Raw genomic sequence first — 13,779 nt, forward strand, 5'->3', positions numbered from 1 at the left:
GATCACAGACATTGCCACGACAGCGTTACAACGCGCTATTGCCTTGCGTCGTGCGCCGAGCAACAGCGTCACACCCGGCAGTTCACCAAAGCCAAGCCAGCCAATCAGAGCCGCCCAAAGCAAACCAGTGTACGAAAAAGGCCCAACGGCCGAGACCTGAGCCGAGGCAAAGGCTTCTGTCTGGAGGATCTGGGCAATCCCGGCAAATGCCTCAACGGCGATAAGGCACAGCAGATCCGCTATTCCGGGAGAAACCCCAAATGAACGGCAACGCCACCAAAGTTGCCACCGTCATGAGGATGGCCTGCCAGATCGCAATGGTCGTACTAGACTCCGTGGCAGAAAGCTGCCGGATCTGCATGGCCGTCAACGCGTCGACCACGCCTTGTGCGACAGCAAGCAGATACACCCAATGGGGAATGATGACGTCCGGAGCGACTAATTCTACATTTCTTCCCAACGCAACAAGCAATACGCCACAGAAACCAATAAGCACCGCAATACAGTGCGTTAAAGAGGGTTTCTCATTCAACAAAGGGATGGAGAGCAGAACCAGAGACAAAGACTGCGTGTAGGATAATATCTGCTGCTCTGCGAGAAGAAGCCGGGTTACCGCCACAACAACCATGATCATGCCGCACGGCTGGCCAGAATCACGAGTAATCTTCATACCCAAGAATGGTTTGTTATTTATCCGGAATATATTTATTCAAAGACATCCCTTTTAGATTTTCAAGAGTGTAGGATGATTATGAATAGTTCTCTCATAGAGATTCGTTTCTTAACAATAATGTTTTACTATGGTTGGGCAGATGATTTCAAGGCGTCAGGAAACAGCCCGTGGGAGCGTGTTGCGCTCCCCCTGATATAGACCTGTAATCTGCATAAGATCACATAGATACGACGTGACAGCCCTCATCGTAGCAATTCCTTCGGCGTGATGACACGGGATAAACCTTATTCTGGCTCCAACCGGTGCCTGACCAAGCCTCCAGAGATCTGCCTCGATAACCGATGCAATCCTGGGATAGCCTCCAGCCGTATTGGCATCAGTCATTTGCACAATCGGCTCGCCTGAAGGAGGAACCTGTATAATACCGGGCACCACACCCTAGGAGCGGAGTTCGACCGCTTTGTCCGGAAGAACCTGTTCACCTTTCAGGCGATACCCTGTGCGATTGGTCTGTGGAGAAATTTTCCAGTCCGTATTCCAGAAACGACGACGGGCATGTTCTGGAAACCGGAAATAGTCCGTCTCCGGAATAGCTCTCCGCCCGACGATACCTTTTTCTGGATCCAGTTGCTCAAGCCTCTGGCCCGGTGGCAAAGCGCCGTAAAGCGAACGCCTTATTGGCCCGTCGCCTGTTTTCAGAACATCCCCGTTTTCAAGAAAACGTCCCTCGAATCCCCCGAAACCACCTCGCAACTGCTTACTACGTGACCCAAGGATTGCAGGAACGTCGATCCCTCCTTGCACACAGAGATACACGCGCGCACCAACAGTAGGACGACAGATCGTCAGGGTCTGACCTGCTTCAACGCGCTTCAGAATCCATGGAAGAAAGGACTGGCCGGACAGGTCGAGCTTCGCATTTCCCCCCGTAACAGCAACAAAACGCGCCTCATCAAAGCTGACGACAAAAGGAAACGTCTGGATCTCAAGGGCCGCCGCGTCATGTTGATTTCCCAGAAGGATATTCCCGACCTGAAGCGCAACACCATCCATTGCTCCGGCGGGACCGACACCCAATTCCTGGTATCCGAAACGCCCCAGATCCTGAACAGTATTCTGTGGCTGCATCTGAAGAACTGTAATCACAGATCAATACTTTCCGGATAAAATCTGATCCGGTCCCCCATCGCAAATAGCGAAGGAGAGTCCTTTACAGGATTGAATAGAGATATTTCCGTAAAACCGATTGAATTCCACCCATTAGGACCAGTCAAAGCCGATATGCCGGCCTGCATTCCTCCGATGGTTACAGTTCCGGCTAACATATTCAGAGAGGGCACCGATTTCCGAGGCGTTGCAATCCTTGGATCCAGTCCGTGAAGGTACCCGAAACCCGGAACACTCCCCAAGGCACAGACCGTATATTCGACCCCATGATGAAGGGAAATGACCTCTTCTCGGGAAAGACATGCATGTTCTGCGACGTGAAAAAGGTCTTCCCCGAGTTCACCACCATAACGGACGCCGATTTCAAACAGCTTTCCCTTAATATGACGCTGCGGAAGCGTCTCCCAGGCTTTTAGAAGCCAGTCCGCTACAACTTTCGGATCTTCAGGCTCCTGTGAGAAAACCAGCATAAGGTTGGTGACGCCAACAATGACTTCAGCGACATCGCGGCGATCACGGGACACTTCGGTGAGAGCCCAAATGCGACGCTGCTGAGCAAGTGTAAAATCTCCGGGCGCTTCAAACAGCATCGTACGCGTTCCTATCATGCTGAGTAATGGGCCTTTTTTTTGCTCCATCGACCCGTCACCTAGCTCTCCAGCCATTGTTCGCAGCATGAAATATTCTCCAGCCTATCGATCCAGCGTTTTCACACGCCACGCCTGGAAATTCTGGAATCAATCATTCGATCTTCTTATCAAGACCACAGTTGGTATCTTTCATCGAAATCTTTTCTTGTAATTGTATTATCGTCAAAACTTATGAGCCATATTTGATTAGGATCAGCACTCATAGCCAAAACGTAAGCCAGATGGCTGAGAAAAAAATTCTGCTACATGTAGCACCGCCAGTCCATTTTCTTCGGAAAACCGCGTCGTCGTGAGCGGTTACATGGGCATCGACAGCCTTTACGTTGTCAACGAGCAAAGAACTGGTGGCACGTCTGGAAACTGCGACATCATCCCAAGTTAACCCTGTATTCGCGCAATGAACAACAGCAGTTCAGGAGCAACTCGTTCCGGCATTTCGGTATGTGGATAGTGTCCCGCACCAGCGATTATCAGGCTATCAGCATGAAGTTGGGTAGCGAGCCACTGTGCCTCGGCTTCTGCGTCTGGAAAGTCTGGATCACGAGTACCCATCACCACAAGGGCGGGTATCCGGCTACGGGATATAAGAGCGGCGGTATCTGCCTTCGATAGGCCGATCATTGTTCGGAGCGCTGCCATCCGCCCCGGTTCACGTAGGTTTTCCATAATAGCAATCTGGATCTGTCTCTGATCCGCAGGCTTTCTGTTCGGGAACAGGCTGTTCCAGTAAGTGGCCCAGAACCAAACCCGCCATGGCCCCGCGAAGCCAATCTGCAAGGCAAGCATTGCAAACCACGACATCTTCAGATCTCGCACAATAGGCCCAAGCAATACCACACAGCTCACCCGCGTCGGCTCATGGTATGCAGCCCACAACGCGGATCCTGAAGCGAATGAGTTGCCTAGAATAACTGCGTGTCCGGCCTTCAGATGTTCGATCAACGCCAGCGCATCACGTCCAACAGCATGCGCCGAATAATCGGACCATTGCGCTGACGTCTCACCAAAGCCGCGAACATCCATGGTAACTACCCTATAACCCGCATTCTGCAGGATTGGGCGTAACAGCCGATACTCGGATCGCAGATCACCCATTCCAGGGATCGCAAGGATTAGTGGACCATCTCCACCTGTGTCGTCGTAGGCGATGTGACCACCATCGACCTGCAGGAAACGGGTCTCCGAGGTGATTGGTTCGCGTCTCTCCATATGACGGCTAGGGCCCTGATTGACCATGGAGACACCAGGCATGGATTTGGTTGGCATAAGATTTGTCCAGATAGGGATGATTTATCCACACCCTAAGCCGCAAGCCTCCAAACATTAATTGTCCAATAATGCACATTGAGCATACAATAATGTATGGATCCTCATGTCCCAGACTGGCACTTGTTTCGGGCGTTTCTTGCGGTTGTGCGAGCAGGAAGCCTATCAGGTGCTGCCCGCACGCTCGCTACAACGCAACCCACTATGGGCCGCCAAATTGCGGCGCTTGAGGCATCGCTCGGGGTTAAGCTCTTTACGCGCTCTATTGAGGGCCTGTTACCAACAGAAGCGGGCTTGCGGTTGATCCCCTCAGCTGAGGCAATGGCTGCGGCCGCTGAGACGGCACGGCGTGCGGTCTCCGGTAAGGCCGATGAGGCGCAAGGAACTGTACGTATCACCGCGAGCGAAGTGATCGGAGGCGAAGTTCTTCCCTCGCTCCTCACCGGGTTTCACACACTCTATCCCCAAATCTCGGTAGAGCTCGTCCTGTCGAACCGTAATGAGGACTTGTTGCGCGGCGACGCAGATGTTGCCGTCAGAATGGTCCGACCCAGCCAAGCCGCTCTGGTGGCCAGACGGATTGGAAACATTGACGCAGGACTTTACGCTCACCAGCGCTACCTGAAAGAGCATCCGATGCCGCTGTGTCTCCACGACCTGCGTCAACATACATTGATTGGATATGATCGGAATCCAGCTCACTCTCGAATGATAGAAATGATGGGAGTACCGCTTACCCGTGAAATGTTTGCATTCCGTTCGGATAGTGATCTTGCGCAGCTTGCAGCGTTACGTGCGGGGTTCGGTATTGGTGCAAGCCAATTGGGAATTGCTAGACAAGACAGAAATCTCGTTCCCGTTCTTCATACCGACCTGCTTTTCTCGATGGATGTTTGGGTTGCAATTCATCCCGACATGCGCAGAGACAGTCGCATTCGACTGACGTTCGATTATCTGGTGAGAGAGTTGACGCATTATGCAAAGACTAGTCGTCATGAAGCGTAATCGCATCTTAGGAATAGAGAATATCAAACTGCTCTGTCATTTCCTTCTTCATGCACTCTTGCGGGAGAGGTATTTCCTGGAACGCAGGAGGATCTGCCATAGAACACGGCGCCCCCAGAGCGAAAAGCGGTTTGATGGGACAAACAACTGGGAACGCAGAGCGATGAATCTCTGATGCTTGCGGACAAATGGACGCATCCGGGCCTCGAACATTTGCAGCGCACCATCAACATCGTGCGGACAGGCCGCAAGAGCTTCACCGAGAACCTGTCCACCAAGCATACCGACTGAAGCCCCCATGCCTGAATACAGGGTCAGACACCAGGCTGAATCTCCAAGAAGCAGAACTCGACCTTTCGACCAACGGGGCATTTTGACCATTTGAACGGAATCAAAAAGGAAGTCATTCGTTGTTGCCAGATCCTCAAGAGCTTTGGAAATAATCCCGCCCACATCCAGGTCGGCAAATATCTGGCGCAGCGTGGAAAGCGGGTCTTTTCTTGAGGCTCTTTCCGGATTTCTGGTTCGGTATGAGAAAAGTGCGGTTGAGGGACGTCCTTCCAGCGGAAACACAGTCAGAGTGCGCTTTACATCTGCGACCATAAGGCCATCACCAGCTTTGAAGCCCTCGACGGGCCGCGCCAGGGGAAAAGCACACAGCATCGTGCCAACTGAATGGAAGAATGCCTCATCTGGGCCGAAGACCAGCTTGCGAACGGTCGAGCGCACTCCGTCAGCACCAATCACAAGGTCATAAGTTTCTGTCGTTTCCTTACCGCCCTCCGTTCGGAGTGTGACCTGCGCTTGTGTATCGCCATTCACAATCGCCGAAGGTACGGTACCGAACCGGACGTCCACCTGTCCTGCAATTCCGTGCCAGAGAGCCTCTTCGATATCTCCTCGCAGTACGGCGATCGGCGCATTCGTCTCTTGCGTCAGATCAGCAATGCGTCTGCGCGTGCCATCCTTGCGCACATCCCAGAACCGGATGTTGTCCGGGGTTCTTTTTTCCATGACATCCAGCACACCCAGAGCTGCGGCGGCATTTTTGCCTTCATCGCGCAGACCGATGAAATAACCGCCTTTTCGCCGCTCCGGAGCACGTTCAATAATCACCGGTGTCCAGCCCTGACGCTTTAAGGCGATGGCCGCAGACATACCGCCAATACCGAGACCTACGATCAGTGCGCGCTGTGTCATATAATGCATTTCCAAGGAAGGTGGCATTGTCCATCTGAACATTGCATAGATTGGAGATGGCATCAATCTGAACAATGTTTATATGAATGATCAGGAGACGGTATGAGTGGGGCAGCCCGAGACAGCTATCATCATGGCGACCTGAAAACAGCGCTCATTGTAGCGTCGGAGGAGATCATTCGAACGGAAGGTGTCGAAGGGTTTACCTTAAGGAAGGCCGCCAAATCTGCTGGCGTCTCTCCCGGAGCTCCCTCACATCATTTTAACGGCACGAAAGGGCTTTTGACAGCTGTCGCCGTCCGGACTTTCGAAAAGCTTGGAGCCGAACTGAATGCTCTCCCCTCATCTGGCAGACCGGCTCAGGATCTCCGCACACAGGCGCTGGGGTATGTGACGTTTGCGGCGCTTAACCCGGGGCTATTTCGCCTGATCTGCCGTGTTGACCTGATCGATTTCAAGGATCCTGCCTTCATGCAGGCCTCTTTTGAGGCACTCACCCGATATGGACACGCAGCAGCCGCATATTTTGGACAGGAACCGCCAGATGTGAACAAGCGTGTCTTTCGTCCCCACATGGCCAGCGCAATGGCAACCGCCCACGGGTTGGCGCATATGGTCATAGAAGGCCGACCTGCGCTCTTGTTCGATACACCCGACCCGGTCGGTACCTTTATCGAGATGGCACTTCCCTTAATTCTGCTGGCAACATGGCCAGATTAATGTGTCCAGCAGACAGAAGCGTCGCCTGAAAATTTCGGCTAAGGCCTACGAGTCAGATATTCTCGCCAGTGAATGACCCTTTGCAAAGCGGACATCGCCAGTTGACGTGGAGCGCGCAAAAAATTGGAGCACATGCATCACACCCAAACGACCAGAAAAAAATTTCTATCTGGCGCAGTGCGGCAAGCCTCTTTAAATGAAGAAGAATGATGCAAAGTGCATGGCAAAGTAGAGGAGTTCTGGTCTTTTGGCCGCTGGTTCTGCTTGCCATCACTATTCGCCTCAGCGTTGGAAGTCTGCCTTTACCACAGTCCCTTCTCGATGATCCGTTAAAACAGTTCGCCAACCTGTCGACCCTTTGCGACAGTCAGGACCTTGGTACGCATACCCCTGATCATCATCACGCAGCGGATGTTGGTGATGGCATTGCGGTAATCGACGACCTGTTGACGATCCTTCTAACCGGATGCGTCGTTGCTGTTTTTCTCGCGGTTTATCTAACAAGCCGTCACGTTTTCTGGTGCTTCCCGCCAGTAAGAGGTCCTCCCTTGTGGCGGCTGTCGGGCATTTATGCTCAGGGTCCTCCCCATCTGATCTAACACTGAATGAGCGCCTTTCTCGTCTCTACGATGAAAGGTTTTCTGCGTTTTTTAGATCAGAACAAAGAGATGACAATTTCTTTTGAATCAAGCCGTCCTCTCGGCTCGCTCGTGCTTGGATGCGTTTTCCTAATGGGCGTCCCGGCTCAGGCTCAACGCCCTCATACCCGTCCCCGTAAAGCCGCGATGGCCAAATCCGTGCCGCATCAGGGCCCAATTTCTGAAAGCATCATCGTACGAGGCGCCGCGCGTGGCTCGGCACTTCTTCACCCAACCGGTGAAACAACATACAGCGCAGAACGTGCAGATTTCGCGAACAAAGCAGCCCAGACCGTGAGTGATATGGTCGCAACCATTCCCGGTGTGACGGTCCTACAGGGCAATGGGCCGCGTGACAGCGTCGTTTCCGTCCGTGGGTCTGGCGCACGTCAGTCCTATGGTCTGAAGAACCTTCAGGTCACGGAAGACGGGTTTCCCATGACGCAATCCGATGGTACGGCTCGGGCAGATTTGATCGATCCGCATGCCTATGAAGGCGTGGACGTCTTTCAGGGACCAGCCTCTACGCTGTACGGTAATTACGCGATTAACGGGGCAATCAACTTCCGCACACGAAATGGGTCTGACATTCACGGTCTGGAATTGGGCTCAGACTTTGGCAGCTTCGGTCTGTTCAATAACTACATAACGATTGGTGCAGGCAATAAACGCTACGACTTCATGCTGTTTGGCAGCGATGTGCGGGGCAAGGGCTTTATCGCGAACAGCCAGTACAACACGTCTACCGAGAATATGCGGCTGCGGGTCAATCTGACCTCATCAGATCGCCTCATTCTAAAATTCGTTAATAACGTCACGGATACATCGCTGCCGCTACGCCTCTCTCTCAACCAATTTCGCAGTAATCCCTACCAAAATAGTTGCGCAAATGCGGCATCGGCTGCTGCTGGATGCGCTTCGGTCAATCTTCTGGTGAATGGTGCTTATGGGCCCCGCCAAACGATGAGTCCCCAGCAGGCAGGGCTAGGACGTTTTGACAGACGCACCATTGTGGGGCTTCGATGGGAGCATGACTTCAATCCAAGAACAACCTGGCGTACCCAGTTTACCTACGATCAACGTCATACTGATCAGCCAACATCGACAACGGCTTTTGTAGGGCCGTTTAATTCCTATAATTTGCAGACGGATCTGACGAACCGTGGCCGTATCGGGAAAACGCCCTTGACCAGTTTTGTCGGTGCCGGCTTCGACTACATGGATTATGGCTATCAGGTTTATAATCTGACCCCGCAAGGCGGCGCGACACGCGGTGCTTTGAATTCTACGTCATACGGCCATCAGTGGAACATCGGCCTCCGCTTTCAGGAAGACTGGCAGTTTTCTCAGCTTTGGCATGCTGTGATCGGACTTGGTGGCACGCAATCTGATGTTGGAGCAGTTCAGAGGCTCTACAATAGATCGGCAAGTTCAACCTCTCTGCACAATATCACGGCCAATCGACGCTTCTTCAATCTCACACCTGAAGCCTCGCTAGTTTATACGCCAACCAAAGACTGGACTTTGCACGGTCGTGTTGGAACAGCCTACGCCACGCCCGGCTATTCCAGTTTTTTCGTAACTCCTCAGGGAACCTACGGAAACAACACGCAGCTCAAAAGCGAAACAAGTCTCGGTTTTGATCTGGGAGCCGAATGGCACCCGTCGCCCAGCATCAATATTCAGGCCACTGGCTTTTATGAGTTCTACAGGAACGAACTTGTCAGCCAGTCGGCAGGTGTCAATACGTCCGCAGAAAGTTATACCTTCAACGCCCCGGCCTCAGAGCATCGTGGCATTGAACTGGGCGCAACATGGCAGCCATTGCGCGCCTCTATGCCAGGTGGGCGGCTGAAGCTGTCTTATACCTATGACAACCAGATCTACACAAAATACAGCGAGACCCTGTCCAACAGCACGATGGCGCGAAGTTTCTCGCGAAAGGGTAACCTCATCCCTGGTGTCATGCCGCATTTCCTGAATGCGCGTGTTCTCTATGATCAGCCAGACGGATGGCTGCAGGGGCTGGGAGGCTTTGCAGAAGTGACATGGAGAAGTTCATTTTACCTCGATAACGCCAATACTCTCAAGGCCCCCTCCTACGCATTGCTCAATCTGGAGGTTCATTACGATCCTCCAGAGCGTCTGGGCTGGGCTCACCGTCTGCACAGCTACTTTGAAGTGCAGAACGTAACCAATCAAGTTTATGCCGCTGGTGCGACTGACATCAGTGATACACTCCTCTCAACTGGACAGCAGGCTGGGCGGAGTGTTTTGGCCAATAAAACAGGATCCATCTACGCTGGATCGCCAAGAGCGTTTTTTGGTGGTGTGCGGATCAAGTTCTGAAGGTATCTATGATGATGAACGCTTCCAGAACCCTATTCTGGCCCGATTATCGGACGATCTGGCGATGGCATTTCTTTGCTGGCCTCTTCTGTCTGCCCTTTATTATGTTGCTGTGCCTCACAGGGTCAATTTACCTGTTCAAACCGCAGGTAGATCATTGGATCGACTGGCGTTACGATCATCTCGCAGGCGGTGCGACACATTCAACTCCGGTACAGGAAGTCAGGACGGCACTCAATGCTGTCCCTGGCAGCCATTTTCTAGCCTATGAACTTCCGGAGACGACTTCCAGCGCTGCCCGGGTAATCGTTGATCGCCAGGGCACAGCCATACGAGTGTATGTTGATCCGACATCATGCGTGGTTCTCAAACAGGTTCCTGAAGAAGAACGCTTTGAGCGCATCATCTTTAAACTGCACGGCCAGCTGTTATTGGGGAATACTGGCTCCATCATCATGGAAATGGTGGCGTCCTGGACAATCGTGCTGATTGCTACGGGCCTGTATCTTTGGTGGCCACGCCGTATACAGGGCTTGGCGGGTGTTTTTTATCCACGGATCACCCGAAACGGTCGCGCCCGATGGCGAGACCTCCATGCGGTAACAGGGCTGTGGGTCTCCTCGTTTTTGGTGCTTTTTCTGGTTTCCGGCTTGCCGTGGTCTTTTGTTTGGGGGCACGCTCTGGCTCGTGTGGAAACACAATTCAGCCGCCTGACCTCGGTTCCCGACTGGGAAATCGGGGCTGTTTCTGAACGTAATCGGATTGCAGGACGCCCGGTCTCGCCTCAACATATCGATACAATGCCAAGTATGGATATGGGGCCCACCGCTATGTCGGACAGTCCCCTTCCAGACAATCTGAACCGAGTTGTGATGGCTGCTTTGCAACTCGGGTTTCCAGCACCTGTTCTCGTCACGCCTCCTTCAGCGGGAGAGACAGCGTGGGCCGTTCGTTCAGACACGCAAAACCGTCCAAACCGCATCAGTGCACTCGTGGATCCCTCCGGGTCGGTACGATCAGTCCATCGCTTTGAAGAAAAAGCACTGGCTGATCGCGTCATCGGATATGGAGTTGCAGCACATGAGGGACAGTTGTTCGGGAAAGCCAATCAGCTCTTGAATTTTCTTGTAGCGGCCGGACTACTCACAATGAGTACCGCAGCACTCGTCTTGTGGTTCAGGCGCAAACCACCAGGAGAACTGGGAGTGCCGTCTGTCGATCCCAGCCAAAAGATTGGTGTGGGAGCTGTGGTTGTCTTGATTGTACTGGGACTGCTCCTGCCGGAACTTGGAGCCTCTCTTTTGCTTCTCTGCCTTGCAACCCTACTCTCACAAGTCGTCAGCCATCGCCGTCACTAACTAGCAGGAACGAAACGCCGTAGTTGTGTAGCGATTTCCTGTGGGCTTGTGTCGACTGGCAGAACAGACACAAGCCGATTGTCACCATCCATCAAATACAGAACAGAGCTGTGATCCATAAGATAGTCTGAGGACATATGATTTGCTGAGGTGCCACGACGTCGCGCCATGACGTGAAAACTTTCAATAACTGCGTGAATCTGAGATTCCGTTCCCGTAAGCCCAACGATGTCAGGAGAGAAATGACTGACGTAATCGGCAACAATCTCAGGGGTATCACGCGATGGATCAACCGTGATGAAAAGCGGCACAATATGATGTGCCTCTTTTCCCATAAGATCGAGAGCCTGCGTGACGGTCTCGAGGGTTAACGGGCAGACATCTATGCAGTGCGTGTATCCAAAATAAATCAGCGTATAGCGCCCCTGAAACTGGCGCTCGGTGATAGTATGGCCATGCGTATCGATAAGCGTATAAGGGCCGCCCAAGGCATGTGCAGTTCGATTAAGAAAAATGCCGCGCATCCCGATTGCCCCGAGAAAGAGAACCGCGATGATCACCACTGGAGCAACCAGTTTCTTTGCTTCATTGAGACGAGCGGGTTGTTTCTGAGTAGGTTGCTTTGATTTTTTACGCTCCCCACCGCGGTTTGGCATAATATCCTCCCTTAACATATCATCCTAGCACACGAAGCATGCGATGCGCATAGCTGGCTTTGGAGCTACAGAAGGGACAACCACAGCATTGTCCGCCTCTTCCGTCGCCGCATAGAGCGACCTGCCAAAGGCATCGTTCCCACTACGTTTCGTCTGCTCTCCCGCAGGACGCGTCAATCGACCACGCGCCATGGGACTCCACGGAACGAGGCCCACGCCCTGATCCCTGCAGAGAGGGATCATCTCGCGTTCTTCTTCCCGGCAAAGCAAATTCACGTAATTTTGCATGCTGACGAACCGGGTCCAGCCATTGGCCCGCGCCACCTCCTGCACCTTAGCGAATTGCCATGCGAACATTGAGGATGCACCGATATTACCGTACCTTGCCAGCCTTCACGCTGTCATGAAAGGCTTCCATCGTCTCCTCGATCGGAGTCCCGTAGTCCCAGCGGTGAATCTGGTAGAGGTCAACATAATCGGTTGCAAGGCGTGTCAGGCTTGCGTCTATCTCAGTCATGATCGCTTTGCGGGACAAGCCCTTGCGGTTGGGCGCTGCACCGCCTTCCAACATACGCTCCGGGAAGAATATCTTGGTTGCGATGACAACCTCATCGCGGCGGGTAAACTCCTTGAGCAGCTTGCCGACAATCACCTCGGACGTGCCGGCCGAATAGCTATTGGCGGTATCGAAGAAATTGATTCCCTGTTCCACGGCCCGCTTGATGATCGATCGGCTGTCATCTTCTCCAAGCGTCCAACTGTGGACGCCCGCATCTGGCATGCCAAAAGTCATACACCCCAAGCAAAGACGTGAAACGTTAAGGCCGGTCAATCCAAGTTTTGTATAATCCATGAATTGTCCCTTGATGTGAGTTGTCGGCATCGGCGCTATGCGGAAGGGAAGCCATGTCTATGCGCCGTCCAGACAACTGCGAGAGTTGTAGCGAGCAGGCAAAGCATAGCCGGTGCAAAGGCTCCAACACCGATCTTGTCGAGCAGAAAGCCACCAATGATCCCGCCGCCGGCGATCGCCATATTCCAGGCAGTCACGAGCATGGATTGCGCGACATCAGAAGCGTCACCTGCCGTATTGGCAAGCGCAGTCTGAAACAGCGTGGCGGCTCCTCCGAAGGCAAGCCCCCAAATGGCAATGGCCCCGTAGATGACCGCGGGCACATCATTCCAGACAGCAAGTGCCAGCGCGGCCAGCCCGAACAATACAGCGCTGGCAAGTGTCAATTGGCGCAAGTAGCGGTCGATCAGGATACCGATGATCCAGATTCCGGCCAGCGACGCCATGCCGAAGATGAGGAGCGCAAGGTCGGTTTTCCGGGCCATGCCGACGGAGGCAAGGAATGGTGAGATATAGGTGTAAAGGACGTTGTGAGCTAGGACAAAAGTCAGTGTTACGAACAGCACCGGCCGCACACCCGCCATGCGGAATACAGGACCGAGCGAATAGCGTTTATCTGCTGCCTGCCCCGGAAAATCCGGTACCTTCGCCAATACCCCAAGAACCAGGATCAACGTCAGAACACTCATCAGCCCGAAGCAGGCACGCCAACCGATCGCGGTGCCGATCAGGGTTCCCGCCGGAATACCCAATGATAACGCCAAAGGAGTTCCCACCATCGCAACGGCAATGGCCCGGCCTTTCAGGTGATCCGGCACCATGCGGGCGGCATAACCTGCAAGGAGTGCCCATAGTAATCCGGCCGCAACACCAGCAATGAACCGGACAACCAAGGTCAAAACATAATTCGCCGAAATGGCTGTCACGATATTGGCAACGGCGAAGCCAATGATGGCGATCAGCAGCAGGGGGCGACGACGCATTCCCTGTGTCGCCACTGTCAGCGGAATGGCTGCGCTTAGGGAGCCGATAGCATAGATGGTGACAAGCTGCCCCGCGAGGGCTTCGGAAATCGAAAGGCTCACGCCAATCTGGGGCAGAAGGCCCGCCGGCAGGGCTTCAGTCAAGATTGTGATGAAACCCGCCACGGCCAATGCCAATAGCGCAATGAGAGGGAAGCGTTCGGAAGCAGTGGGCGCGCGCCTGGTATCAGTAATGTTTTCGGGTTCGGTTGTAACTGCCAT

General features: G+C 53.3%; 12 protein-coding genes and 2 pseudogenes. 5 read left to right on the forward strand and 9 right to left on the reverse strand.

All coding sequences use genetic code 11. From position 1 onward, the window contains the following. Positions 1-54: 54 nt before the first annotated feature. The 4 genes and pseudogenes from AC3B6F_RS10620 to AC3B6F_RS10635 form a co-directional block, all read right to left on the reverse strand. A pseudogene (locus AC3B6F_RS10620) lies at positions 55-634 on the reverse strand (EamA family transporter); the annotation flags it as partial. 192 nt (positions 635-826) lie between these two features. Continuing rightward, a pseudogene (locus tag AC3B6F_RS10625) lies at positions 827-1,801 on the reverse strand (5-oxoprolinase subunit C family protein). 14 nt (positions 1,802-1,815) lie between these two features. Further along, the gene (pxpB, locus tag AC3B6F_RS10630) at positions 1,816-2,517 is read right to left on the reverse strand and encodes a 5-oxoprolinase subunit PxpB (protein WP_489824329.1); all 702 of its coding nucleotides are present in this window, start codon (positions 2,515-2,517) and stop codon (positions 1,816-1,818) included. A gap of 351 nt (positions 2,518-2,868) precedes the next feature. After that, positions 2,869-3,756 carry an alpha/beta fold hydrolase gene (locus tag AC3B6F_RS10635; RefSeq protein WP_489824330.1) on the reverse strand — a complete coding sequence of 296 codons (888 nt, stop codon included), beginning with the start codon at positions 3,754-3,756 and terminating at the stop codon, positions 2,869-2,871. A 96-nt stretch (positions 3,757-3,852) separates the two neighbouring features. Between AC3B6F_RS10635 and AC3B6F_RS10640 the strand changes: the two genes are divergently transcribed. Next, positions 3,853-4,761: a LysR family transcriptional regulator gene (locus AC3B6F_RS10640; RefSeq protein ID WP_489824331.1), complete on the forward strand. Its 909-nt coding sequence runs from the start codon at positions 3,853-3,855 to the stop codon at positions 4,759-4,761. A gap of 48 nt (positions 4,762-4,809) precedes the next feature. Here the strand turns inward: AC3B6F_RS10640 and AC3B6F_RS10645 are convergent, their stop codons facing one another. Then, on the reverse strand, positions 4,810-5,961 hold the full coding sequence (locus AC3B6F_RS10645; RefSeq protein WP_489824332.1) for an FAD-dependent monooxygenase: 1,152 nt from the start codon (positions 5,959-5,961) through the stop codon (positions 4,810-4,812). 102 nt (positions 5,962-6,063) lie between these two features. Here AC3B6F_RS10645 and AC3B6F_RS10650 point away from each other — a divergent pair, with 102 nt between their 5' ends. The 4 genes from AC3B6F_RS10650 (at position 6,064) to AC3B6F_RS10665 (ending at position 11,026) form a co-directional block, all read left to right on the forward strand. Continuing rightward, the gene (locus tag AC3B6F_RS10650) at positions 6,064-6,681 is read left to right on the forward strand and encodes a TetR/AcrR family transcriptional regulator (RefSeq protein WP_489824333.1); all 618 of its coding nucleotides are present in this window, start codon (positions 6,064-6,066) and stop codon (positions 6,679-6,681) included. Between the two features lie 206 nt (positions 6,682-6,887). After that, positions 6,888-7,280 carry a hypothetical protein gene (locus tag AC3B6F_RS10655; RefSeq protein WP_023941808.1) on the forward strand — a complete coding sequence of 131 codons (393 nt, stop codon included), beginning with the start codon at positions 6,888-6,890 and terminating at the stop codon, positions 7,278-7,280. A gap of 132 nt (positions 7,281-7,412) precedes the next feature. Further along, positions 7,413-9,668, forward strand: a complete 2,256-nt coding sequence (locus AC3B6F_RS10660; protein WP_489824515.1) for a TonB-dependent receptor family protein — start codon at positions 7,413-7,415, stop codon at positions 9,666-9,668. Positions 9,669-9,676: 8 nt separating this feature from the next. Then, positions 9,677-11,026, forward strand: coding sequence for a PepSY-associated TM helix domain-containing protein (locus AC3B6F_RS10665; protein ID WP_489824334.1), 1,350 nt, complete (start codon positions 9,677-9,679; stop codon positions 11,024-11,026). Here AC3B6F_RS10665 and AC3B6F_RS10670 read toward each other — a convergent pair. From AC3B6F_RS10670 to AC3B6F_RS10685, 4 genes are read right to left on the reverse strand one after another with little or no spacing between them, the layout of a single operon-like run. Beyond that, positions 11,023-11,682 (reverse strand): SCO family protein, encoded by a 660-nt coding sequence (locus tag AC3B6F_RS10670; protein ID WP_211569299.1) that lies wholly within the window; start codon positions 11,680-11,682, stop codon positions 11,023-11,025. The genes AC3B6F_RS10665 and AC3B6F_RS10670 overlap by 4 nt on opposite strands. Before the next feature lie 24 nt (positions 11,683-11,706). After that, a complete protein-coding gene (locus tag AC3B6F_RS10675) occupies positions 11,707-12,039 on the reverse strand; it encodes an aldo/keto reductase (RefSeq protein ID WP_489824335.1) in 333 nt (110 codons plus the stop codon). A 16-nt stretch (positions 12,040-12,055) separates the two neighbouring features. Next, complete coding sequence (locus tag AC3B6F_RS10680; protein ID WP_426067769.1) at positions 12,056-12,535, reverse strand: aldo/keto reductase; 480 nt, start codon at positions 12,533-12,535, stop codon at positions 12,056-12,058. A gap of 35 nt (positions 12,536-12,570) precedes the next feature. Beyond that, positions 12,571-13,779 carry an MFS transporter gene (locus AC3B6F_RS10685; RefSeq protein ID WP_489824336.1) on the reverse strand — a complete coding sequence of 403 codons (1,209 nt, stop codon included), beginning with the start codon at positions 13,777-13,779 and terminating at the stop codon, positions 12,571-12,573.

This window comes from Gluconobacter sp. ESL1110 (assembly GCF_058107395.1).

Bases quoted from the DNA above. Each gene is read 5' to 3' on its own strand.
- AC3B6F_RS10660 (WP_489824515.1), top strand. From the start codon at position 7,413: ATGGGCGTCCCGGCTCAGGCTCAACGCCCTCATACCCGTCCCCGTAAA.
- AC3B6F_RS10685 (WP_489824336.1), bottom strand. From the start codon at position 13,779: ATGGCAGTTACAACCGAACCCGAAAACATTACTGATACCAGGCGCGCG.
- AC3B6F_RS10650 (WP_489824333.1), top strand. From the start codon at position 6,064: ATGAGTGGGGCAGCCCGAGACAGCTATCATCATGGCGACCTGAAAACA.
- AC3B6F_RS10680 (WP_426067769.1), bottom strand. From the start codon at position 12,535: ATGGATTATACAAAACTTGGATTGACCGGCCTTAACGTTTCACGTCTT.
- AC3B6F_RS10635 (WP_489824330.1), bottom strand. From the start codon at position 3,756: ATGCCAACCAAATCCATGCCTGGTGTCTCCATGGTCAATCAGGGCCCT.
- pxpB (WP_489824329.1), bottom strand. From the start codon at position 2,517: ATGCTGCGAACAATGGCTGGAGAGCTAGGTGACGGGTCGATGGAGCAA.
- AC3B6F_RS10665 (WP_489824334.1), top strand. From the start codon at position 9,677: ATGATGATGAACGCTTCCAGAACCCTATTCTGGCCCGATTATCGGACG.
- AC3B6F_RS10655 (WP_023941808.1), top strand. From the start codon at position 6,888: ATGATGCAAAGTGCATGGCAAAGTAGAGGAGTTCTGGTCTTTTGGCCG.
- AC3B6F_RS10670 (WP_211569299.1), bottom strand. From the start codon at position 11,682: ATGCCAAACCGCGGTGGGGAGCGTAAAAAATCAAAGCAACCTACTCAG.
- AC3B6F_RS10640 (WP_489824331.1), top strand. From the start codon at position 3,853: ATGGATCCTCATGTCCCAGACTGGCACTTGTTTCGGGCGTTTCTTGCG.
- AC3B6F_RS10675 (WP_489824335.1), bottom strand. From the start codon at position 12,039: ATGTTCGCATGGCAATTCGCTAAGGTGCAGGAGGTGGCGCGGGCCAAT.
- AC3B6F_RS10645 (WP_489824332.1), bottom strand. From the start codon at position 5,961: ATGACACAGCGCGCACTGATCGTAGGTCTCGGTATTGGCGGTATGTCT.